The 25,228-nt window shown below is 36.6% G+C and carries 18 protein-coding genes; 13 read left to right on the top strand and 5 right to left on the bottom strand.

Translation table 11 applies throughout. From position 1 onward, the window contains the following. The first annotated feature begins 22 nt into the window (after nucleotides 1-22). A complete protein-coding gene (locus GFO_RS01880) occupies nucleotides 23-6,556 on the top strand; it encodes a LamG-like jellyroll fold domain-containing protein (RefSeq protein ID WP_011708316.1) in 6,534 nt (2,177 codons plus the stop codon). 1 nt (nucleotide 6,557) lies between these two features. Here GFO_RS01880 and rsmG read toward each other — a convergent pair whose 3' ends face one another. After that, complete coding sequence (gene rsmG / locus GFO_RS01875) at nucleotides 6,558-7,187, bottom strand: 16S rRNA (guanine(527)-N(7))-methyltransferase RsmG (RefSeq protein ID WP_041249970.1); 630 nt, start codon at nucleotides 7,185-7,187, stop codon at nucleotides 6,558-6,560. Nucleotides 7,188-7,348: 161 nt separating this feature from the next. Here rsmG and GFO_RS01870 point away from each other — a divergent pair, with 161 nt between their 5' ends. Further along, entirely contained in the window at nucleotides 7,349-8,536 is a 1,188-nt protein-coding gene (locus tag GFO_RS01870) for a pyridoxal phosphate-dependent aminotransferase (protein WP_011708314.1), read from the top strand. Between the two features lie 60 nt (nucleotides 8,537-8,596). Here the strand turns inward: GFO_RS01870 and GFO_RS01865 are convergent, their stop codons facing one another. Together GFO_RS01865 and trkA are read right to left on the bottom strand one after the other, a co-directional pair. Then, entirely contained in the window at nucleotides 8,597-10,093 is a 1,497-nt protein-coding gene (locus tag GFO_RS01865; RefSeq protein WP_011708313.1) for a TrkH family potassium uptake protein, read from the bottom strand. Beyond that, on the bottom strand, nucleotides 10,093-11,442 hold the full coding sequence (gene trkA, locus GFO_RS01860) for a Trk system potassium transporter TrkA (RefSeq protein ID WP_011708312.1): 1,350 nt from the start codon (nucleotides 11,440-11,442) through the stop codon (nucleotides 10,093-10,095). The genes GFO_RS01865 and trkA overlap by 1 nt, the downstream gene beginning before the upstream one ends. Before the next feature lie 133 nt (nucleotides 11,443-11,575). On the opposite strand from trkA, the gene ubiE reads away from it, so the two are divergent. Next, nucleotides 11,576-12,304: a bifunctional demethylmenaquinone methyltransferase/2-methoxy-6-polyprenyl-1,4-benzoquinol methylase UbiE gene (ubiE, locus tag GFO_RS01855; RefSeq protein WP_011708311.1), complete on the top strand. Its 729-nt coding sequence runs from the start codon at nucleotides 11,576-11,578 to the stop codon at nucleotides 12,302-12,304. Nucleotides 12,305-12,308: 4 nt separating this feature from the next. Next, nucleotides 12,309-13,016, top strand: coding sequence for a type IX secretion/gliding motility protein PorT/SprT (porT, locus tag GFO_RS01850; RefSeq protein ID WP_011708310.1), 708 nt, complete (start codon nucleotides 12,309-12,311; stop codon nucleotides 13,014-13,016). On the opposite strand, the gene GFO_RS01845 is transcribed toward porT, so the two are convergent. Next, nucleotides 13,003-13,743: a TrmH family RNA methyltransferase gene (locus tag GFO_RS01845; protein WP_011708309.1), complete on the bottom strand. Its 741-nt coding sequence runs from the start codon at nucleotides 13,741-13,743 to the stop codon at nucleotides 13,003-13,005. The genes porT and GFO_RS01845 overlap by 14 nt on opposite strands. 37 nt (nucleotides 13,744-13,780) lie before the next feature. On the opposite strand from GFO_RS01845, the gene tamL reads away from it, so the two are divergent. From tamL to GFO_RS01800, 9 genes are all read left to right on the top strand, one after another. Next, the gene (gene tamL, locus GFO_RS01840) at nucleotides 13,781-16,345 is read left to right on the top strand and encodes a translocation and assembly module lipoprotein TamL (RefSeq protein WP_011708308.1); all 2,565 of its coding nucleotides are present in this window, start codon (nucleotides 13,781-13,783) and stop codon (nucleotides 16,343-16,345) included. A gap of 44 nt (nucleotides 16,346-16,389) precedes the next feature. Beyond that, nucleotides 16,390-17,457: a class II fructose-bisphosphate aldolase gene (fbaA, locus tag GFO_RS01835; protein ID WP_011708307.1), complete on the top strand. Its 1,068-nt coding sequence runs from the start codon at nucleotides 16,390-16,392 to the stop codon at nucleotides 17,455-17,457. An 81-nt stretch (nucleotides 17,458-17,538) separates the two neighbouring features. Then, nucleotides 17,539-18,396 (top strand): acetyl-CoA carboxylase, carboxyltransferase subunit beta, encoded by an 858-nt coding sequence (gene accD / locus GFO_RS01830; protein ID WP_011708306.1) that lies wholly within the window; start codon nucleotides 17,539-17,541, stop codon nucleotides 18,394-18,396. A 111-nt stretch (nucleotides 18,397-18,507) separates the two neighbouring features. Then, nucleotides 18,508-18,777, top strand: coding sequence for a 30S ribosomal protein S15 (gene rpsO, locus GFO_RS01825; RefSeq protein WP_011708305.1), 270 nt, complete (start codon nucleotides 18,508-18,510; stop codon nucleotides 18,775-18,777). A 207-nt stretch (nucleotides 18,778-18,984) separates the two neighbouring features. Then, on the top strand, nucleotides 18,985-21,237 hold the full coding sequence (locus GFO_RS01820) for a polyribonucleotide nucleotidyltransferase (RefSeq protein ID WP_011708303.1): 2,253 nt from the start codon (nucleotides 18,985-18,987) through the stop codon (nucleotides 21,235-21,237). A 316-nt stretch (nucleotides 21,238-21,553) separates the two neighbouring features. Then, on the top strand, nucleotides 21,554-22,417 hold the full coding sequence (locus GFO_RS01815) for a sigma-70 family RNA polymerase sigma factor (RefSeq protein ID WP_011708302.1): 864 nt from the start codon (nucleotides 21,554-21,556) through the stop codon (nucleotides 22,415-22,417). 199 nt (nucleotides 22,418-22,616) lie between these two features. Continuing rightward, nucleotides 22,617-23,018 carry a BLUF domain-containing protein gene (locus GFO_RS01810; RefSeq protein ID WP_011708301.1) on the top strand — a complete coding sequence of 134 codons (402 nt, stop codon included), beginning with the start codon at nucleotides 22,617-22,619 and terminating at the stop codon, nucleotides 23,016-23,018. 54 nt (nucleotides 23,019-23,072) lie between these two features. Next, nucleotides 23,073-23,735: a ribulose-phosphate 3-epimerase gene (gene rpe / locus GFO_RS01805; protein ID WP_011708300.1), complete on the top strand. Its 663-nt coding sequence runs from the start codon at nucleotides 23,073-23,075 to the stop codon at nucleotides 23,733-23,735. Next, nucleotides 23,722-24,720 (top strand): YpdA family putative bacillithiol disulfide reductase, encoded by a 999-nt coding sequence (locus GFO_RS01800; protein WP_011708299.1) that lies wholly within the window; start codon nucleotides 23,722-23,724, stop codon nucleotides 24,718-24,720. The genes rpe and GFO_RS01800 overlap by 14 nt, the downstream gene beginning before the upstream one ends. 65 nt (nucleotides 24,721-24,785) lie before the next feature. Here the strand turns inward: GFO_RS01800 and GFO_RS01795 are convergent, their stop codons facing one another. After that, complete coding sequence (locus GFO_RS01795) at nucleotides 24,786-25,148, bottom strand: hypothetical protein (RefSeq protein WP_011708298.1); 363 nt, start codon at nucleotides 25,146-25,148, stop codon at nucleotides 24,786-24,788. Between the last annotated feature and the right edge of the window lie 80 nt (nucleotides 25,149-25,228).

The following is a 25,228-nucleotide window of genomic DNA, read 5'->3' as shown; positions in this document are numbered from 1 at the left end:
TGATAATCTAGATTGGTAGCCTATGTATAAAATTACTTTTGGACCCCGAATCCATTATGTACTTACATTTATGCTTGTATTTTTAGCACTTTCCACATGGACAAGTGGTAAAATATATGCACAAGAGATTTCTATTACCGTAAACTCCAAGGTCAATCCTAATTGTCCAGATTCAAATGATGGCTCAATTAACATTTCGGTAAATGGAGGATCTGCTCCATATTCTTATAATTGGACCTCAGGTAATTATGCAGGAAGTACAAATGAAGATATCTCTAATTTACGCCAGGGTACTTACACGGTTACCGTAACCGATAGTTCTACTCCTACAGCTAAAACCGAATCAATAGACATAAGTCTTCAGGCAAATGATATAACGAAGCCTAATGTTTCTGTTAATAATATTTCAGTAGTGTTGAATTCGACTGGCACGGTTTCCATTAGTACAGATGAAATAGATAATGGATCCACAGATAATTGTGAAATAAATTCCAGATCCTTAAATAAAACAAATTTTAATTGCTCCAATCTTGGTGCTAATTCAGTTGTTTTAACAATTACAGATAATAGTGGTAATACTGCTAATGCGACTGCCACAGTCACCGTAGTAGATAATATTTCCCCGTCAATAAATGCTCCTGCAAATATTCAGGCAGATGCCGATTCAAACGATTGCAATGCTTCCAATGTCACTCTTGGAACACCTGCTACCGCTGATAATTGTGGAGCAGCTTCAGTAACTAACGATGCTCCTGCAGATTTTCCATTAGGGGAAACCACTGTAACCTGGACAGTAACAGACGATGCTGGAAATACAGCTACAGCTACTCAAAAAGTAATTGTAGCAGATAATACAAACCCAACCATTACAGCTCCTGCAAATATTCAGGCAGATACCGATTCAAACGATTGCAATGCCTCTAGTGTCACTTTAGGAGCACCTGCTACCGCTGATAATTGTGGAGTAGCTTCAATAACCAACGATGCTCCTGCAGATTTTCCATTAGGGGAAACCACTGTAACCTGGACGGTAACAGATGATGCTGGAAATACAGCTACAACTATTCAAAAAGTAATTGTAGCAGATAATACACACCCAATCATTACAGCTCCTGCAAATGTTCAGGCAAATACCGATTCAAACGATTGTAATGCCTCTAGTGTCACTTTAGGAACACCTGCTACCGCTGATAATTGTGGAGTAGCTTCAGTAACCAACGATGCTCCTGCAGATTTTCCGTTAGGAGAAACCACTGTAACCTGGACGGTAACAGATGATGCTGGAAATACAGCTACAACTACTCAAACTGTAATAATTTCCGATACTACAAAACCAATGATCACTGTTGGAACTGATATTGATGCTACCAATAATACAGGGATTTGTGAAGCTGGTTTGTCTATAGCTCCAGCTACGGCTACTGATAATTGTAATGTTGGATCACCTGTTGGCAGCAGATCTGATGGTCTGGGTCTGGACGAACCCTATCCTGTAGGAACTACCACAATCACTTGGAACGTAGCGGACGCTAACGGAAATATTGCCGATAGTGTAAATCAGCTTGTAACCGTTGAAGATAATGAGTCTCCGGAAATTCCTAATTTGGAAGATATAACCTGGGGTTGTTCATATACAGTAGAGGCTCCTATTGCCATAGATAATTGCACTGGAGAGGTAACCGCTACAACTACAGACGCACTTACCTATTCAAATGCTGGAACTTACACCATTAACTGGACATTTACAGATAATGCTGGTAACTCCTCTTCTACCACCCAAAATATTATAATTGATCCTGTTGTTGTTCAGACCACTAAAACTGATGTATTATGTAACGGTCTAGCAACCGGGGAAGTTCAAGCAACTGCAACAGGTGGCGTTGCCCCGCTCACCTACGACTGGGGAACTTTGGGTCCAGGCACTAAAAAAACAGATCTGCCTGCTGGGACTTATACTGTCACAGTTACAGACGCTAATGGATGTGAATCAGAACCTATATCTGTAATTATTAATGAACCAGACACGTTTATTGAAATAACCGATGTCATTACAACTTCTGGATGTTTGGGAGAAAATAATGGAACGGCGACAGTAAGCGCTCAAGGAGGTACCGGTGCCTACGCTTATCTTTGGGAAAATGGTCAAACCTCACAAACCGCTACCGATCTTGCACCCGGTACACATACGGTAACAATTACTGATGAAAATGGCTGCTCCAAGGATAGAGCGGTAACAGTATCTCAACCCACCGAACTTAAAATTACCGGATTTTTAACTACAGAAACTACTTCATTTGGATCTGCTACGGGAAGTGCTACCGTACAAGTAACAGGTGGATCACCAAATTATACTTTTGAGTGGGGCGGCGGCCCAAATGATATTAATCAAACAGATCAAACTGCACGAGAGCTACCAGCAGGTATATATACTGTAATAGTAACCGATGCTAATGGCTGTAAAACAAGTGGCGAGGTAGAAGTGGTAGATACGCTTGCGGCTAATATAGTTCCTATTTCACTTTGTAATGAGGGAGAATTAATTAGAACATCTACCTTTTCTGTGGAAAATGGAACTGCAATTGGCGGGACTGCTCCTTATAGTTATTCCTGGGATTTTGGAGAAAATGCCAATCCTGGCACCGGCTCTGGTGCAGATCCCATTGATGTTACTTATGGCAATATTGGAGATAAGCTTATTATATTAACTGTAACCGACTCAAAAGGAAGAACTTTTGAACAGCGCATTATACAATATGTAGGTGGATGTTTTGCCGATGATTGCGGTTCGAATGATTTGGGATTGGAAAACTATTTTATAGGTGATAGTCAGGAAAACGAAATTACCTCATCAAATTGCAGCTCTGTTGACGAAAAATTTATTTACATTAATTTCCCTACGAATGCCACAAGATATTCGCTTCAAATAGAATTAATATATTCTGTTGAGGATATTGAAACAGGAGAAATAAGCAATTATAAAGTTACAGACTGTTTCTTTAACAAAGATGATATTCCAAAAATTGCGCAAACCTTTTCTATTGATTACGAATGCGGGGATTTAGTAAAAGTGGAAGGTATCTACTTAACTTTTCAAAATAATAAAAATAGAACTTGTGGTACCACACAGGGAAATGGAAATAACCCTAAATGTTTTTCTACCAATAATGAGGCTACCGTTAGTTCTCCACTGTTTGGAGTAGCTTTCCCAAATGAACTCTTATGTAATGGATCCAATAATGGGAGTATTAATGTACGTGCATCTGGTGGTACAGGAAATTATACTTATGAACTTATTTCTGCTATAAATGGCACGGTGGTTTTAGGACCTCAGACTTCTAATGTATTTAATGAACTTGTGGGTGGAGCATATAAAGTCAATATATCAGATGGAGAAAACATCTTTACTACCAGGGATATCGAAATTGAGCAACCTGCTAATCCTCTAACATTAAATATAGATACACAAGAGGACGTGGTATGTTTTGGTGGGACCGGTGGAAGTGCTACAGTTTCTGCGAATGGAGGAACTCCTAATTCATCTGGCGATCCTTATATTTTTGTGTGGGATAATGGACAGACAGGCTCCACAGTTTCAAACCTTGCTGCAGGAGATTATGCAGTTAGAGTCATAGATGCCAACGGATGTGAAATTTCAACCACTCTTACCATTGAACAACCTGAAGAATTACTTGCAAATGCTGGTCCAGATCAAGTTCTAGGATGTGGCTTTAGCTCTACGCAGTTGAACGCAGAAGTAAATCTCGATGAAAATGACGAACCAGTTCCTGGGGCATGGACCATCGTTAACGGTCCAGCCGGGGGAAGTTTTGCTGATGCCACAATTCCTAATACCGTTTTCAATGGAAACCAGGGAACCTATACTCTAAGATGGAGCTTAGATTGTGGTAAATCTGATGATGCAAAAATTACTTTCACAAATTGCAGCACGCTGGATTTTGATGGTGTGGATGATCACGTGAATTTTGGAAATAATTATGGATTTACCGGAGGTGTGTTTACGGTGGAAGCCTGGATTAAACCAAAGTCTATAGATGGAACCAGAACTGTTCTATCCAAAAAAGATTTTGCGAACCCTGCTGGTGGGTTTGAGCTTATTATGAGCAATGGAGTTCCAAATTTCAAAGGGCTTGGGGTCTCAAGCTTTACCACTCACTCTATTAAGACAGATCGCTGGTATCATTTAGCGGTGTCTTTTGACGGGTCAACGGCCAAATTATATGTAGACGGAATACTTCTTGGATCTAAAACCGCTTCGAGTACCAGTTCTACATCAGCTCCATTTCTTTTAGGAGCTCTCTATGATTCAACTGCTCCCTATAATCCTAAAAACCTTTTTCACGGATGGATGGAAGAAGTGAGAATATGGTCCAAATCTTTAGATGTTGAAAATATCAGGTTATTGATGAATCAAAGGATAGTATCTAATAGTGGCAAGGTAAGAGGAGAAATTATACCTATAGATGCTACTAGCCTGTCTTGGACAGATTTACTAGGTTATTACAGACTTTTACCGGCAGAAATTTCTAATGGAGTAACCTTTGACATAGCAACTAATAAGATTAACGGAAAGCTTATTAATATTCAGACTACTCAGCAAAACACAGCACCTTTGCCTTATATATCTTCAAAAAATGGATCATGGAGAGAAAAATCTTCCTGGCTAAGACCAACTGTTTGGGATGTGCCCAATGCCAGGGGAATTAACAATGACACTATAAACTGGAATATTGCGATCAACTCTCATACACTAAATTCCAGTTATAAAGATATTAAACTCTTAGGATTAATATCGAATGCAGGTAGTGCCAGCAAATTAAATATGGAAGGATCTGTGAATCAACAGACTGGAAACGAGATTTATCTTAGTCACTATTTACAATTAAATGGGGTTATAGATTTGAATGGAGAATCACAGCTTGTACAACCTGAAGGTAGTATACTGGCAAATTCCAGTACGGGGTACCTGGATAGGGATCAACAGGGAACAGCAAATAGTTTTAATTATAATTATTGGACCTCTCCGGTTTCGCTTACCGGCTCGGGAAATAACTCAGGTTATGTTATAAAGAATATTCTACTGGATGGGACCAATCCTAATACACCAAAATCACTTGTTTTTGATTATCAATTTCACTGGGCAGATGGCAACTATTCGGGTAACAAACGAATAAGTTCCTACTGGCTTTACACATTCAAAGGAAATGCTAACGATTACAGTGAATGGCACCAATTTGGTGAAACAGAATTATTGGAACCTGGTATTGGTTATAGTATGAAAGGTACCACAGGATATGTGCCGGTAACCAACAAGCAAAATTACACATTCAGAGGTAAACCTAATAATGGAGATATTAGTGTTTCTATAGGTGGTATAGATCAAAACCTACTTACAGGGAACCCATATCCTTCAGCTATTGATGCTTCGATGTTCATAGGGGAAAATCTTGGTGGTTTTAATGGAAGTTTATATTTCTGGGATCATTTTGGGCCAGTTAATTCTCATATATTAGAAGAGTATGTAGGCGGCTATGCTGTTTATAATTTATCTGGAGGAATCGCATCTGCATCTTCAGTCGATTCCCGAATAAATCCTAATGGTGATATTAGTAAAAAAGATCCTCCCGGAAAATATATTCCCGTTGGACAAGCATTCTTTATAAGTTCTACCGGAGTTTCAAATCCTACACAAATCACTTATAGAAACCGATATAGAGCATTCGTTCCCGAATCTACTGATGATTCTCAATTCCATTCCCAGGAAAAGACAGGGAAGAAAGACGTATCTAATAAGTACACTAAAGATAATAGGTTTAAAATTAGATTAAAATTTGAGTCTCCAAAAGGATATCATAGACAAATTCTAGTTACGGCAGATGAAAATTCTTCTGGTGGTTTCGATTTAGGATATGACGCTCCTCTAATTGAGAATAACGTAGAGGATATGTACTGGATGATTGATGAAACTGAATTTGTAATTCAAGCTGTACCAGATTTCAATCTTGATCAGGTTTTGCCAATTGGAATAAAGATTTCCGAAGAAGGTGAGTATACCATCAAAATAGATGAACTGGAAAACATCAAAATGGAATTCAACGTTTACTTGAAAGACAAGTCCAACGATACCTATTTTAATTTAACTAAAGACGACTATAAAGCAACTGCTGAAGAATTAGGATATTTTAATGATCGTTATGAAATAGTTTTTAAAGAACCACAAACGGAAGAAGAAGAAGAAGAAGAAGAAGAAGAAGACATTGTTGACGAGAAACCAGAGGAGCTTGACGAGCTGCCGTTGATAGATTTACGATATATAAGAGATACAGATGAAATTGCGGTTCTTAATCCAGATCTTATGAATGTAGATCGTGTTGAGCTATTTAGCATTTCGGGACAATTGATAAAAACCTTCCAAGAGGTACCTACAGAAGAGTCAATTATGTTAAGTATAGACAGAAAGCTAAGTTCTGCAGTATATATAGTCAAAATGTATTCAGGTGAAGAATCCTACTCCAGGAAAGTAATTATCAGCAATTAGGCTAACCTTTATATTTCATCGGGAGATAAACTACCTTTTTTGTCTGAAAAAAGTCTTCCTCAAAATAATCTGAAAGCTCAAAGATCTTTGCTGTGCGATAATCTTTGAGTTCGTCAGATAAATCTCCTCCTTTTAAATATAGAATACCATTTTTCCTCTCATGTACATTCTCTTTGGCAATCTTCCCTTTAACCCACCTCACAAAGGTTGGCATCACTGCAACCGCTCTACTAACAATAAAATCATAATTCCCATTCAGCTCTTCCACTCTTTGATTGAAAGATGTGACATTTTCTAAGCCCAATCCTTCAGAAACTTCATCTACTACCTTAATCTTTTTACCAATAGAATCTACCAGGTGAAAAGCACTTTCGGGATGCATTATCGCCAGCGGAATTCCAGGAAAACCACCACCTGTACCTACATCCAGGATTTTTGAACCGGGATTAAAGCTTTGAACCTTCACAATTCCTAAAGAATGCAAAATATGCCTAAGGTAAAGTTCATCAATATCTTTTCTGGAAACCACATTGATCTTTAAATTCCAGTCTTTATATAATTCCTCTAATTTTTCAAATTTTGAAATTTGATCGTCGGTTAATGCCGGAAAGTATTTTTTAAGTAATTCCAAAGTCAAAATATTTTCTGCAAAAGTAATTATTTTTTATTGCTATTTTTTTTCAAAATCGGATAGATGGAGTTTATAAAATTTTAACTTTGAAACTTATCTCTAAATATCTGAGAAACACGCGCAAAAAAACTGTTGCATTAGGAATTAAAAAAATTAACATCATGCAAGAAAAATTATCAGATCGCATTAACTCAATGGCAACCTCTCAAACCCTCGCAATGGCTGCGAAGGCGCGTGAATTAAAAGCGGAAGGAAAAGACATTATTGGCCTCAGTCTTGGGGAACCAGATTTCAACACTCCAGACTTCATAAAAGAAGCTGCCATTCAAGCTATTAATGAAAATTACAATTCTTATACCCCGGTTGACGGATATGTAGAATTAAAAGATGCTGTCATTAATAAATTCAAAAGAGATAATAACCTAACCTATGATAGATCACAGATTGTAGTTTCAACAGGAGCCAAGCAATCTCTGGCGAATGTAGCAATGGTTGTGCTTAATCCCGGTGATGAAGTACTTCTACCCTGCCCTTACTGGGTTAGTTACGCTGAAATTGTAAAGTTAGCCGAAGGTGTTCCTGTGGAGGTTCCAACTTCCGTAGAAACAGATTTTAAAATTACTCCTGAACAACTTGAAGCGTCCATCACACCAAAAACTAAAATGATCTGGTATAGCTCACCCTGCAATCCAAGCGGGATGGTTTATAGTAAAGAAGAGCTTAGGGCATTGGCTGATGTTCTAAAGAAATATCCCGACATTATTATAGTAAGCGATGAAATATATGAGCATATTAATTTTGTAGGAGATCATGCTTCTATGGCCGGATTCGAAGATATGTATGACAGAACTGTCACCGTGAATGGAGTTTCAAAAGCTTTCGCCATGACAGGTTGGAGAATCGGCTATATTGGTGCGCCGTCATATATTGCCAGAGCCTGCAATAAGATGCAGGGACAAATTACCAGCGGGGCTAATTGTATAGCACAACGTGCTGTAATTACGGCTTTGGAAGCTCCTGTAAGTAAGATCAGTCATATGATCGATACTTTTAAAGGCCGAAGAAAACTGATCATTGATTTACTAAATGAAATAAAAGGTTTTGTAACCACAGAGCCTGAAGGTGCTTTTTATGTCTTTCCAAACGTTTCTTCTTTCTTCGGAAAAACGATCAAGGGACATAAAATTTCAAATGCAACCGATTTTAGTCTTTTTCTCCTTGAAGAAGCGAATGTTGCCACTGTAACGGGAGATGCATTTGGCAGTCCTGAATGTATAAGAATTTCTTATGCCGCTAGTGAAGATCAAATTAAAGAAGCTTTATCCAGAATCAAAAAAGCGCTTAGCTAATAAGTTATTGATTTTTTATCTATAGAATTGAAATTAAAAACCGGTTTACACCGGTTTTTTTTATCTATTTCTCCAGAAAAAAGGAGTAAGAATTATTAGAACAGTAAACAATTCCAATCTTCCTATAAGCATTAAGAACGCAGTCCACCATTTCCCAAAATCCGGAAGCATGTCAAAATTATTAACTGGGCTTAATCCGCCAAATGCCGGACCAATATTACCCAGAGAAGAAGCCGCTCCACCAATGGCTGTTTCAAAATCTAAACCTAAAGAAGCAAGAACTACCGCACCTATAATAAAAGACAGCATATAAAGAATAAAGAATCCCAGAATATTAAATACAATTTCTTTGCTAATAGATTTTCCGTTAAATCTTACCGGTAATATTGCATTTGGATGAAGCGTTCGCTTAAATTCTATAATCCCATTTTTAATCATAATGATATGACGCATCACTTTCACACCTCCGGCAGTTGAACCGGCAGAACCGCCTAGAAAAAATAGTCCGAAGTATAATATTGTTAAAAATGGCGTCCACATAGTATAATCGGCAGAGACAAATCCTGTAGTAGTAATCACCGTTAAAACCTGAAATAAAGAATGCCTAAATGCACTCTCTCCTGCCCCCCAAACCATAGGATGATCTATAGAAGAGATACTTACATCTGCTTGAAAATATACAATTAGTGCGGAAATTGCTGTAAAACCGGCAATAAAATATATATACCATTTAAATTCATCATCATGTAACACCTTACTAATCCTTCCTTTAAAGGCAAAATAACTTAAAACAAAATTACTCCCTGCCAGGAGCATAAATAATATAATGATATACTGAATTAAAGGATTATCATTCCAGTACGCCAGACTCGCATTCTTGGTGGAAAAACCTCCCGTAGAAAGTGTACTAAATGCATGATTTATAGCATCAAAAAATGTCATCCCTGCGGCCCACAACAAAATTGTTTCAGCTACGGTATAAGACACATAAATTAGCCAAAGCCTTTTCGCTGTATCTGTAATCCTGGGTTTTAACTTATCTGCACTTGGACCAGGAGACTCTGCAGTAAATAACTGCATCCCCCCTATTCCCAATAATGGCAGAATAGCGATCGCCAAAACGATAATCCCCATTCCCCCGATCCAGTGAGTCAGACTTCGCCAAAATAAAATTCCCTTGGGAATAGCCTCAATATCATTTAATATAGAAGCACCGGTAGTAGTATACCCGGACATTGTTTCGAAAAAAGCATTTGTAAAACCGGGTATAGACTCACTTATCAAATAGGGAAGAGATCCGCTTAGTGCCATAAATATCCACCCAAAAGTTACAATAATATAACCTTCCCGTTTTTTCACTTCTTTACTATGCCCTCTGGTAGTAAACATCAACAGAGTACCTATAAATAAAGTTATTAACGCTGCGGTAGAAATTTCGAGGGTTACTCCATCCCGATAAAACCAACTTACTAATGTTGCCAAAAGCATAAAGCCGCCATTACATAGCAGCAATAATCCCATTACATGAAGAATTATTTTATAATTCAGTCTGGGCATTACAAAAAGAGTTTTTCGACTTTATTGATGGAACGAGGAAGGCAACATACTACTATCCTATCGCCTGGTTTGATTAGAAAATCACCTAAGGCAATAAGACCATGTCCATCTCTGATTATACCACCAATAATCGCTGATCTTGGGAAATCCAGGTCTTTGATCTTTTTGTTGCTCACCTGAGATTTTGGTTTAACTATGAATTCCAGCAATTCGGCATTCATGTTATTTAATTTGGTCATAGCTACCACTTCTCCTTTTCTAACAAAACGGAAAATATTATTTGCTGCTAATAGCTTTTTATTAATTAAGGTATCAATTCCAATTGAATGACTTAATTGAAAATAATCCATATTCTCAACCAAAGAAATTGTTTTCTTAACGCTTTTAGATTTCGCCACCAGACAGGACATAATATTTGTTTCAGAATTTCCTGTCACAGCGATAAAAGCATCCATGTCGTAGATGTTTTCTTCCTCGAGTAACTCTACATTCCTGCCATCTCCATTAATGATTAGGGTTTCGGGAAGTTCATCTGCAAGTTCATAAGCTTTATCTCTATCCTTTTCTACCAGCTTAACTTTAAAATTATTTCGACATAAATCACGGGCGGTTTTCCTACCTATTTTACTTCCGCCCAACACCATTACGTTTTTGATCTCTTGTTTTACTTTACCCGTTAGTTTGTAAAGCTCCTCAACACCATTTTTTAAGGTAATAAAATAAACCTGATCTCCATCCTTGAACTGAGTATCACCTCTAGGAATGAGTGTATATTGTGTTCCAAATCTTTGAATGGCAATTGGCACAAAGTTTAATTCGGGAAAAATTTTTGCTGCTTCTTTAACAGTTTTACCAACAAAAGTAGCTGTTCTGGACAAACTTACTCCTATCATGGTTAAAGCTCCTTCTTCAAATTCATAGCTATCATTAAACGCGGATTGGTTCAGCAATAATTCTATTTCTCGAGAAGCAAGAGCTTCCGGCGAAATCAATTCATCTATTCCAAATCTTGTAAAGCCTAATTCGTCCTGATTTTCAAGGAATTCTGTATTAGAAATTCTGGCAATTGTTCTTTTTGCTCCTAGCTGTTTAGCCAACACACAAACGGTAATATTAGTAGCCTCACTTGAGGTAACACTAATCACCATATCAGTACGTTTTACCTGAGCATCTTTGAGAATTTTAATAGAACTCGCATCACCTTTTATAGTTCTAATATCCAAATGAGTATCTGCATAAGCAAGATTGTCTCTATTGGGGTCAATTAGCGTGATATCCTGAGATTCAAAGGAAAGTAATTTAGCTAAATGAAATCCTACTTCACCTGCTCCGGCGATAATTATTTTCATATAACAGCTTCAAATTGTGGAGGCAAAGTTAAGCTATTTTAGAGAAACGAAAAATCAGATTATAAAACATAAAATTTTATTGATTAACAAGGTATTTTAAGCATATCGGTTATCTTTGAAACAAATTTTCTCTATGAGTAAGAAGGTCACCCCATATAAGGATTCCAAACTCACTAAAAAGAAACAGGTTGAGCAGATGTTTGATAATATTTCAGACAATTATGATGGGCTTAACCGTGTAATTTCTCTTGGAACCGATGTGAGTTGGAGAAAGAAGGTAGTGGCCGCAGTTGCTGCCACTAATCCCAATAGTATTTTAGATATTGCCACAGGTACTGGGGATCTTGCTATTCAAATGGCTAATACCGGAGCGAAACGAATCGTTGGACTTGACCTGTCAGAAGGAATGCTGAAGGTAGGCCGAAAAAAGATAGCGGACAAGAATTTTGATGTGGAAATTGAAATGATCCAGGGAGATTCAGAAAATTTACCTTTTGAAAACAACTCATTTGATGCAATCACGGTGGCATTTGGAGTTAGAAATTTCGAAAATCTGGAAAAAGGTCTTGAAGAAATTTTTAGAGTTTTGAAACCAACCGGAATTTTTGTAGTATTGGAAACCTCGGTACCTAAGAAATTTCCCTACAAACAAGGCTACTGTTTTTATTCAAATTTGATTTTACCGGTTATTGGAAAAATTTTCTCAAAAGATAAGGATGCCTACTCTTATTTAAGTGAAAGTGCTGCAAATTTCCCATATGGGATTACTTTCAACAATATTTTATCCAAAATCGGGTTTATTAATGTGAAAGATCTGCCTCAAACATTTGGCGTTTCAACAATTTATATTGCCTCAAAGTAATACCATGAGAAAATTAATTGCGATAATTCTTATTGCTATTTGTCATCACACTGCACAAGCTCAGATATTTTCTGGAGAGCGTGTGTTAAATCAACAGAATTTTGACCAACAAAGATGGTCATGGGGATATTTTCTTGGATTCAATAGTTACGATTTTGATTTTGACTATAAGGACTATAATCCGAGTCCGGTAACTGGTCAAGATTTTGCGGTAGAGAAAAGAACGGGTTTTAATGTTGGCCTGGTTGGCAATTTAAAACTCAGCAACAACATAGACCTAAGACTGGAACCTGGGGTTAACTTCAACACCAGAGGTTTCCAGGCATTGAGGGCAGATGCGAATACCTACAGAGAAATTAGTTCTACATATGTTCATATCCCACTGCTTGTGAAGTTCAATGCAAATAGGCTAAATAACTTTAGACCTTTCGTCGTTGGTGGCTTATCAACCTCAATAAATCTAAGTAGTAACGAGAATAATCCCGATGATAATAGTGCCGGACAGTTTAGAATGACCACAAACTCTTATTATTACGAAATTGGTTTTGGAATTGACCTTTACCTCTATTATTTCAAGTTGTCACCATCTATAAGGGGCGTATTTGCTATTAACGATGAACTAATTAGAGATACTGATCCTAATAGCTTGTATACAGGAAATGTTGAAAAAATGTCTTCCAGGGCAATATTTATCAACTTTACTTTTCAATAATAGAACTTCTTCTAAATTCACTAAGAATAATAGATGTCGCAGTCGCAACATTTAAACTCTCTGTCTCCTGTATTTCACCAAATTGAGGGATGGTAATTTTATTAGAGATCAAAGCCTGGATTTCTTCGGAAATTCCATTAGCCTCATTCCCCATGACTATAAGGGCTTTATCAGGCTTTTTTTTTGAATAAATATTTTCTCCATTAAGCATGGTTCCAAAAACAGGAATATTCTTATGAGCCCCTAGGACATTAACCAAATCACTATAGAAAATTTCCACTCTGGTTAAAGAACCCATACTAGCTTGTACCACCTTGGGGTTATAGCAATCTACAGTATCAAGGGAACAAATAAGATTTTCAATCCCGAACCAATCACATAGTCTAATTATTGTTCCTAAATTTCCGGGATCTCTTACCCCATCCAACACTACCGTCAAATCTCCAATTTTGAGATCTCGCTTTACCGGAATTTTAAAAACTGCTAAAGCTTTCTGAGGAGTCTTTAGAAAACTTATCTTTTTTAATTCCTTTTGGTCTATTATATTCAAAAATTGTTGATGTTCTTCAAACTCTCCATCTACAACATAAAGAGAAACTAACTCAAAATCAGAATTTAGGAATTCCCGAACTCCTTTTAATCCTTCAACTACAAAGAGTTTATGTTTATTTCTAAACTTTTTTTGTGAAAGGCTTTTTATTAACTTAATCTGGCTTTTGCTAAGCATTAAAAAAATGTATTTTTGAGCCACTAAACGTCAATGTTTGAAACGGCTTTTCGCAAAAATATTATTATTTTTTTTAACTCTTGTCTTAATAATTAGCTGTAATGCCGTAAAAAGACTGGATGCTGATCAGCACCTTCTGGTTAAAAATGAAATTTTCAGCAACGGGGAGGATGTAAAAGACTCTAAAATATACAGCCAACTCTATCAAGAACCTAATACAAGTATACTGGGATTTCCATTAGGCCTTCATGTTTATAATCTTGCAAGACCAAATATTGACAGTATTCTTTCAGAGAAATTTTTAGAAAACGAAAAAAAGCAAAGAAAATTAATTAATCTGCTTTCAAAAAAGCAATTTGATCAATATCTATACTCTAAAGTTGAATTTAATCAGTGGTTACAGAGAACCGGGGAATCTCCTGTTATTATAAACAAAGAAGACACAAAAAAATCTGAAAACAGACTAAAATCCTGGTACTGGAACAACGGTTGGTTTAATGTAGAAACCGATTATAAGATAATTCCTATTGAGAATAAAGAAAAAAGAGCCAGGATAGAATATTATGTCACTCCGCATAAACCTTATATTTTAGACTCTATTAATACTGATATCACCTCCAAAGCTCTGGATTCTCTTTATCAATTATACAAAGCTGAAAGCGCTATAAAACCTGGGATTCAATACAATACCCTTGATTTTAATGAAGAGCGAGATCGACTTTCCCAATTATTCAGAAACAATGGAGTATATAATTTTGACCAGGAATATATAAGTTTCGATGCAGACACTGTAGACACCAACCACAAATTAAACACCACTCTTATTATTAAAAATGAACGGAATAATATTGGTGATAGTGTTTCAAGAGTTCCATTTAAAATCCATAAGATTAGTAAGGTCAATATTTTTACAGATTATGCGTATTCAAAACGAAATGAGGTTATAACAGATAGTGCCAGCCACAAGGGTTATTCTCTATATAGTTTTGACGAAATGCGTTATAAACCTGAAGCTATAAGTGACGCCATTTTCGTAAAACCGGGAAATACATATAGCGATATAGATAGAACAAGAACCTATAACAGACTAAACGCCCTGAGAGTTTTTAAATACCCTGATATTCAATACTCTTTAGATCCTGATGACAGCACAGCTACAGATTTGGTAACGAATATCTTTCTCACGCCACTGCCAAAATATTCCTTAGGTTTTGATTTTGATGTTTCTCAAAGTAATATTCAGGAATTTGGAATTGGATTTGGAGGATCATTTTTAATTAGAAATATATTCGGCGGACTCGAAAATTTAGAATTTTCAGGTCGGGGGAGCATCGCCTCATCAACAGATGCCGCCGGCAGTAATAATGACAACCGTTTTTTTGATATTACTGAAGTAGGCGCAGATATGAAACTTAGCCTGCCTAGAATATTTTTACCTCTCAATACCGAAAAAATAATCCCGAAATACATGTCCCCTTTTACCAATATGAGTCTTGGATTTAGCACCCAGAGAAATATTGGTTTGGATAAACAAACATTTTCAGGAATACTAAATTATGCCTGGAAACCTTCCAAAAGACTCTCAAACAGTTTTGATCTATTAAATATTCAGTATGTCCGTAATTTAAATACAGAGAACTACTTTAACGTATACCGAAATTCATTTGACGAATTGAATGACATCGCGCAGCGTAGTAATTTTGAATTCAACGATCCTGCAGGGGAACCTACGTTGGCTATTCCTAATGAAGCAGATGAATTTATAAATTATGTAGTTTCAGATGATTTCCCAAATACCGGATTAAATCAGGATGATTTTTTCAATGTACTAGATATATCTGAGCGTAAATTACGATTAACAGAAAACAATTTAATATTCGCCTCTAATTTCACTTATTTATGGAATACCAGAGAAAGCCTTTATGATAAGGAATTTTCAAGATTTCGTTTTAAAGTTGAAACAGCCGGGAATGTGCTTTCAGCATTATCTAATGTTTTTAATTATGAACAAAACGAACAGGGAAATAGTAAAGTTATTGGTGTCGCATATTCCCAATATATTAAAACAGAAGTCGATTTTATAAAACATTGGGATATTGGCAAGGATCAGATTTTTGCGGCCAGAGCTTTCGGAGGAATTGCAATACCATATGGAAATTCTAATAGTATCCCCATCACCAAGACATTTTTTGCAGGTGGGCCAAATGATAATCGCGCATGGCAGGCTTATGATCTGGGACCCGGAAGCAGTGGTAGTATTTTAGAGTTCAATGAAGCTAATATGAAACTTGCGTTTAATGGAGAATACCGGTTTGGCTTAATTGAAGATTTCAAAGGAGCCCTTTTTGTAGATGTCGGAAATATCTGGAACGTATTAGATTCAAGTACTTCTGAAGAATTTGTTTTTGAAGGATTGCAAGACTTGGAAGAACTTGCCATAGGAAGTGGTTTTGGCCTGAGATATGACTTTAACTTTTTCGTCTTAAGATTCGATATAGGTTTTAAAACGCACGATCCTGCAAGACCTAAGGGAGAACGCTGGTTTAAAGATTATAATTTCAACCATGCGGTTTATAACGTAGGTATTAATTATCCTTTCTAAGCCAGTTTATTTTCTTATTTTTGTATGCTTAATCAACAAAAGTTATGAGTCACAATATTAAACCAGGCGTAGCCACAGGAAAAGAAGTTCAGGAAATTTTTAATTATGCGAAGGAAAAAGGTTTTGCCCTTCCCGCAGTAAATGTAATTGGTTCCAGTAGTGTGAATGCTGTGCTGGAGACAGCTGCTGAATTAAAATCCCCTGTGATCATTCAGTTTTCTAATGGTGGAGCTCAGTTTAATGCAGGTAAAGGACTTTCTAACGATAATGAAAAAGCTGCCATAGCAGGAGGCGTTGCAGGTGCAAAACATGTGCATGAAATGGCGAAAGTATATGGTGCAACAGTAATAATGCATACCGACCATTGTGCTAAAAAACTACTTCCATGGATTGACGGATTGTTAGATGCGAGTGAAAAGCATTACGAGCAATTTGGTAAACCTCTGTATAGCTCTCATATGATAGATCTTTCAGAAGAATCATTGGAAGAGAACATAGAAATCTGTAAAAAGTATTTGAAGAGAATGTCTAAAATGGGCATGACTCTGGAAATTGAATTAGGAATTACTGGAGGTGAAGAAGATGGTGTGGATAATACGGATGTAGATTCATCAAAATTGTATACACAACCAGAAGAAGTTGCCTATGCATACGAAGAACTTAGCAAAGTAAGTGATCAATTCACGATTGCTGCAGCTTTTGGAAATGTACACGGGGTATATAAACCCGGAAATGTGAAATTGACTCCAAAAATTCTTAAGAATTCACAGGAATATATTACCAAGAAATATAACGTTGAAGAAAACCATATCGATTTTGTGTTTCATGGTGGAAGTGGATCTACCGTTGAAGAGATTCGTGAAGCGATTGGTTACGGTGTTATTAAAATGAACATTGATACCGATCTTCAGTATGCATTTCTTGAAGGAATTAGAGATTATATGGGTGACAAGAAAGACTATCTCGCAAATCAAATTGGAAACCCAGATGGTGACGATGTCCCTAACAAAAAATATTATGATCCTCGCAAATGGCTTCGTGAAGGAGAGCTTACTTTCAAGACTCGTTTAAAGAAAGCTTTTGAGGACTTGAACAATGTGAATACATTATAAAATAAACTAACAGCCTTTTTTTCTGAAAGGCTGTTTTTTATTGCCATAAAATTGAAAATCTGTAGGTAAAAATTGAACGAAATGGCTTGGTTTAAAAGAACACAAAAAGGAATCCAAACTCCAACAGAACACAAGAAAGATGTTCCAAAGGGTTTATGGTATAAATCACCAACAGGAAAAATTGTTGATGCTGAACAATTAGAGAGTAATTTTTATGTGAGCCCAGAGGATGGATATCATGTGAGGATTGGTAGTAATGAATACTTCAAAATTCTTTTTGACGATAACAAATATAAGGAGCTTGATAAAGGTATGACTTCTAAAGATCCACTGGATTTTGAAGATACCAAAAAGTATACTGACCGGTTAAAAGCTGCCCAGGAAAAAACAGGATTGAAAGATGCTGTGCGCTGTGCGGTTGGAAAATCTAAGGGTAATGATCTGGTAATTGCCTGTATGGATTTTAAATTTGTAGGGGGAAGTATGGGATCTGTAGTAGGTGAGAAAATTGCTCGCGCTGCAGATTACGCTTTAAAAAACAAGCTTCCTTTTATGATCATTTCTAAATCTGGAGGAGCTAGAATGCAGGAAGCAGCACTTTCTTTAATGCAATTGGCAAAAACTTCGGTTAAATTAGCTCAGCTAGCAGACGCTAAAATCCCTTACATATCTTTAGCTACAGATCCAACAACTGGAGGAACAACAGCTTCTTTCGCTATGTTAGGTGACATCAATATTTCTGAACCCGGCGCATTGATTGGGTTTGCGGGACCGCGTGTAGTAAAGGACACTACAGGAAAAGATCTTCCAAAAGATTTTCAAACCTCTGAATTTTTAAAAGAGAAAGGCTTTTTAGACTTCATTACCAAACGTTCTGAACTTAAAAATAAAATAAATCTTTACCTCGATCTTATTCAGAATCAACCGGTAAGAGCTTAATTAGCACAAAATAATAATAGCGGTTTAAATAGGTATTTTTTAAATTAGTAGTATCTTTGCCGCCTGACAGAAAAACTGTCCATACATAAAAATCATTTAAATAATATTGGAATGTATTTAACTAGTGAAAAAAAAGAAGAGATCTTCTCAAAGCATGGTAAAGGTAAAAACGATACCGGTTCTGCTGAAGGACAGATTGCATTGTTTACTCACCGAATTGCCCACTTATCAGAACACCTGAAAACAAATCGTAAAGATTATAATACAGAACGCTCTCTGGTAATGTTGGTTGGTAAAAGAAGAAGTCTACTAGACTATTTGATGAAAAAGGATATCATTAGGTATCGTGCCATCGTGAAGGAACTAGGATTAAGAAAATAATTTTCAGGGGGCTTTATGCCCCCTTTTTTTATATATAAATTTGTCCTGAATAAATTCAGGTTTTCAAAAATTGTCGCCCAAAGGGGTAGTTTTTCATTGGTCCACAAACAACTACACACAACACAGCCCGGCCGTCCGGATGGCGGAGACCTTTGTTTAACAAAAAGATCTGGTTGAAGTTATTCAGATCAAGAATTCAAAATTATTATGATTCCAAAAACATTTAAGGAGGTTATCGATCTTGGAGATGGAAGAGAAATCTCGATCGAAACCGGAAAATTAGCAAAACAAGCTCACGGTAGCGTTGTAGTGCAATCAGGAAAATGTATGTTGCTTTGTACCGTAGTTTCCAACTACGAACAAAAAGATTTACCTTTCTTACCATTAACGGTAGATTATCGCGAAAAATTTGCAGCAGCTGGTCGTTATCCCGGTGGTTTCTTCAAAAGAGAAGCAAGACCAAGTGATGGCGAAGTATTAACCATGCGTTTAGTAGATCGCGTTTTACGTCCATTATTCCCGAAAGATTATAGCGCAGAAACGCAGGTAATGATCCAATTGATGTCTCATGATGATGAGGTGATGCCAGAAGCTATGGCTGGTTTAGCAGCTTCTGCAGCCATTCAACTTTCAGACTTTCCATTTGAATGCGCAATTTCTGAAGCTAGAGTTGGTCGTGTTAATGGTGAGTTTATCATCAACCCAACTAGAGCGCAATTAGCTGAATCAGACATCGAAATGATGATTGGTGCCTCTGCAGATTCTGTAATGATGGTAGAAGGTGAAATGGACGAGATTTCTGAAGAGGACATGGTAGAAGCCATTAAGTTCGCTCATGAAGCTATTAAGGTTCAAATTGAAGCACAACATCGTTTAGCCGATGCTTTCGGTAGAAAAGAAGTTCGTGAATATGAAGATGCTCCTGAAAATGAAGATTTAGTGAAAAAGGTGCACGATATGGCTTATGATAAAGTCTATGCTGTGGCAAAAGCGGGTTCATCTAAAAAAGAGCGTACTGATGCATTTGCGAGCATTAAAGAAGAAGTAAAAGCATCATTCTCTGAAGAAGAATTAGAAGAATATGGCGACTTAGTGTCTGACTACTACAGAAAAGCTGAAAAAGCTGCCGTTCGCGACCTTACACTTAATGAAGGTATTCGTTTAGATGGCCGTAAGACTGACGAGGTTCGTGACATCTGGTGTGAAGTAGATTATTTACCATCGGTTCATGGGTCTTCGATTTTTACACGTGGCGAAACTCAAGCCTTAGCTACTGTAACTTTGGGAACTTCAAGAGATGCAAACCAAATAGATATGCCATCACACGAAGGTGAAGAGCGTTTCTATTTACATTATAACTTCCCTCCTTTTTGTACAGGTGAAGCCAGACCAATTCGTGGTACTTCCCGTCGTGAAGTAGGTCACGGTAACCTGGCGCAACGTGCACTAAAAGGAATGATTCCAGAGGAATGCCCTTATACTGTAAGAGTAGTTTCTGAAGTATTAGAATCTAACGGTTCTTCTTCTATGGCAACTGTTTGTGCAGGTACAATGGCATTGATGGATGCAGGGGTTCAAATGAAAAAACCAGTTTCTGGAATTGCAATGGGATTAATTTCTGATGGTGACTCCGGAAAATATGCAGTTTTATCTGACATTTTAGGTGATGAAGATCATTTAGGTGATATGGACTTTAAAGTCACAGGTACTGCCGATGGGATTACCGCTTGCCAAATGGACATCAAAGTTAAAGGATTATCTTACGAAATCTTAGTGAATGCCTTGAAACAAGCGCGTGACGGAAGATTACATATCTTAGAGAAATTGACCGATACTATCGCTCAACCTAATGCAGACGTGAAAGCATACGCACCCAAAATGATTACCAGAAGAATTCCTAATGAATTCATCGGTGCATTGATTGGACCTGGAGGAAAAGTGATTCAAGAATTACAAAAAGAAACCGGAACAACTATTGTAATTAATGAAGATCCGGTAACTGAAGAAGGAATTATAGAAATTCTTGGAACTGAGCAGGAAGGAATTGATAAGGTTATCGCTAAGATAGAATCTATCACTTTTAAGCCAGAAAAAGGAAGTGTTTACGAAGTAAAAGTGATCAAAGTTCTTGATTTTGGTGCTGTGGTAGAATATATGGATGCTCCGGGGAACGAAGTATTACTTCATATTTCTGAATTAGCATGGGAACGTACCAATGATGTGAACGATGTTCTTAAATTAGGTGATGTACTAGATGTTAAGTATTTTGGTCTTGATCCTAAAACAAGAAAAGATAAAGTTTCTAGAAAAGCTTTGATGGAAAAACCTGAAGGTTATAAAGAAAGAGCTCCTAGAGACAGAGATGACAAACGTGGATCTCGCGATAATAATCGTGGTAGAGATAACCGTGGTCGCGATAATCGTCGTGACGATAGAAAACCAAGAGAGAATAAAGACTAATTCTCCTTATATTTCAGAAAAAAGCCTGGCGAATGCCAGGCTTTTTTATTTTAAAATTTTTTGAAATTTTGAATATAAGTTACCGACTACCTTCTTAGCAATCCAAAAAATTAAAAGTTTTAGGATTAATTAATTTGCGTTAGGGATTGCAGCGGAAAGCCCACAGCGACTGGAAGGAGCGAGGACTTGAAGCGAAAAGCCCGGCACAAAGTGCAACGCCCAAAAAAATAAAATATAATTTTTGTAACATTAAGAGTACTTCTTACGTATAAATATATAGAAGAGCTATGCACAATTAAAATCCAAGAGAAGATAGATGAGACAACTCAAGATTACGAAGCAGGTTACCAATCGTGAAACCGCTTCGTTAGACAAGTATTTGCAAGAAATTGGAAAAGTAGACCTGATCACCGCTGATGAAGAGGTAGAATTGGCACAAAGAATTAAAGCTGGTGATGACCGTGCCCTGGAGAAACTAACCAAAGCGAACCTTCGTTTTGTGGTTTCTGTAGCAAAACAATATCAAAATCAAGGTTTAACCCTCCCCGATCTTATTAATGAGGGTAATTTAGGACTAATTAAAGCCGCGAAACGTTTCGATGAAACGCGTGGTTTTAAGTTTATATCTTATGCCGTATGGTGGATTCGTCAAAGCATCCTTCAGGCGTTAGCTGAACAATCCAGGATTGTGCGTTTACCGTTAAACAAAATTGGTTCTATTAATAAAATCAATAAGACTTTTGCTTTCTTAGAGCAGTCGCATGAGCGTCCGCCTAGTGCTGAGGAAATAGCGAAAGAGTTAGATATGACGATTAACGACGTTAAGGAATCTATGAAAAATTCCGGGCGTCACGTATCTATGGATGCTCCTCTGGTAGAAGGTGAGGATTCTAACCTCTATGATGTACTTAGATCTGGGGAATCCCCAAATCCTGACAAGGAGCTTCTGCATGAGTCGCTTAGAACAGAAATTGAGCGTGCTTTGGAAACCCTTACTCCGCGTGAAGCTGATGTAATCAGACTTTATTTTGGACTTGGAGATCAACATCCTATGACTTTGGAAGAAATTGGCGAGACTTTTGATCTAACTAGAGAAAGAGTACGTCAAATTAAGGAAAAAGCCATTAGAAGATTAAAACATACGTCAAGAAGTAAAATTTTAAAAACGTATCTTGGCTAAGATATTTAAAGCAACAACAGTTTAGTGATGGGAGTGATGACCCATTATGAAAATAACTGTTCGTTTTTTGATTGATGAATGACCCCGGAGTGATGACCGGGGTTTTTTCTATTAATACGTCATTACTAATTGATTTTCTGAAATCAATTTTTTAATTTTATAAAAGACCCTACGCTTACAACATGAAACCTAACCATTTATGAGATATGCTATTAGCTATGTAAGTACAGCATCAAAGGATCTGCAAGAAAATGAAATTCAAAGGATTCTTTATTCTTCTGAAGATCAAAATAATAAAGATAATATTACCGGTCTGCTATTATTTTCAGAAGGTAATTTTTTTCAGGTTATTGAAGGCAGAAAAGAAGATGTTACTGAACTTTATCGGAAAATTGAAAATGATCGCAGACATCACAATATAATTAAGCTTTTTCAAAAGCCTATTCACAACGAGTCATTTGATGGTTATAAATCTGATTTCATTTCAGAGGATGCCAAATATAATAGCGCTAGATTGAACAATTATGAAAAATATATTGAAGTACTAGACGAACCACTTCAAAGAGCTGTTTCAAACATTTTAAAAGCATTTATCATATAAGCCGGCAATGCATCATTTTCTTTTTATTTTTGCCCTAAACACAACACAATTATAATGAGCAACAAACTTATTGCCCCTTCAGTATTAGCCTCTGATTTCGGAAATCTACAACGAGATGTAGAAATGATCAATAATAGTGAAGCTGACTGGTTTCATATTGATATTATGGATGGAGTCTTTGTTCCAAATATATCTTTTGGGATGCCGGTGTTGAAAGCAATTTCTAAACATGCTAAAAAAACAATTGATGTTCATCTCATGATCGTAGATCCTGATAGATATATCAAAGAATTTGCCCAATTAGGAGCTAATATCCTTACAGTACATTATGAGGCTTGCACCCATCTGCACCGAACATTACAGGCTATTAAAGCTGAAGGCATGAAGGCTGGTGTTGCTATTAACCCACATACAAGTGTAGATCTTTTGAAAGATGTGATTAAAGATATCGACTTAGTTTGCATCATGAGTGTGAATCCCGGGTTTGGAGGTCAGAGTTTTATTGATAATACTTTTAGCAAAGTACAACGCTTAAAAGAAATAATCAAAATGAACAACGCCTCTACCTTAATTGAAATTGATGGTGGCGTTACAGATAAAAATGCTGCGGAACTTGCCAAAGCAGGTGCAGATGTGCTTGTTGCAGGTAGTTTTGTCTTTAAAACTGAAGACCAGCCACAAACCATAAAAAACTTAAAGAAAATTGCAAATTCCTGAAAACAAATACGATGTCGTAATTATTGGAGGTGGTCCAATAGGCATAGCCTGCGCTTTGGAAGCAGAAAAAAAGGGACTTTCATATATTGTTCTTGAGAAAGGATGTCTGGTTAACTCTCTGTTCCACTACCCTACCAATATGACTTTCTTTTCTACTTCAGAGAAACTGGAATTGGATAATATTCCATTTATTAGTAATAATCCAAAGCCAGGGAAACGAGAAGCTTTGGAGTATTACAGGAGGATTGCTACCACGAATGATATTAATATTCATTTATTCGAAAAAGTTACTAACATCAAATCTGCCGCCGATAATGTACATAATATTATTACTTCAAAAAATGAATACCAGGCAGAAAATGTAATTGTTGCAACAGGTTTTTATGATATTCCAAATTACCTTGGAGTTAAAGGGGAAGAATTGCCAAAAGTTTCTCATTACTACAATGATCCGCATTATTATGCCACCCAAAAAACTATCGTTGTTGGTGCCAGCAATTCTGCGGTAGATGCAGCATTAGAGATATATAGAAAAGGAGGAGATGTCACCATGATCGTTAGGAAACCTGAGATTGGTGATAGAGTAAAATACTGGGTAAGACCAGATATTATTAACCGTATTGAAGAAGGCAGCATTAAAGCTTATTTTAATTCCTCTTTAAGGGAGATAAAAGAGAATGAAGTGATTTTAGATACTCCTAATGGAGAAGAAATTATCGAAAATGATTTTACGCTCCTGCTCACTGGGTACAGACCCAATTTTGGCTTTCTACAAGATTTAGGAATAAAACTGTCAGAAGACGGTAAAAAAATTCCGCTTTATAATGAGAATACTATGGAGACTAATGTTCCGGGAATATTTCTCGCGGGAGTAATTTGTGGCGGTGTAGAAACCCATAAATGGTTTATCGAAAATTCCAGAATTCATGCAAAAATAATCATAAACCACCTTGATAAAAAACAGGATATATTAACTTCAACATAATGCATTAAAAAAAGCAATTTTAAAATACATTAAAATTGCTTTTCCCGGGGAGTGAAGAATATTTCTTATTCCATTAAAACAACAGAATTAGAGCCAATTCCTTTTCTCCTACCAATTATCTTTCCGTAAAACTCGAGATCTTCATTATTATTTTTAAAAGAGTAATCTACTTTTTTACCAATATCTGCTAAAGGAAAAGTATAAATTTCTATTTCTGGATATCCATCAAAATCTTCAGATTTATTCATCCCGATCTCAATAGTATTATTGGTATTATCATAGCTCACAAACTCCGCTAAAAAATTATGTCTCAAAAGATCAATACAATCTTGCGGTAACATTTTACATTCTTGACATTCAGAAATATATACTTTCACCAATTCCTGTAAAGAAGTTCTAAGTTGGTTAGAATTAAAATAAGCTGCCATAGGTTTATTATTTTTACTTGGAGGGCTAATTTATCAGATAAGTACTTTTAAATAAATTATTTGTGCAAGATTTAACGCTA

Origin of the sequence: Christiangramia forsetii KT0803 (assembly GCF_000060345.1) — a bacterium.
GTDB classification, from domain to species: Bacteria; Bacteroidota; Bacteroidia; order Flavobacteriales; family Flavobacteriaceae; genus Christiangramia; species Christiangramia forsetii.
Note: the sequence above shows the minus strand (reverse complement) of the source record. Positions and strands in the feature narration are given on the sequence as shown.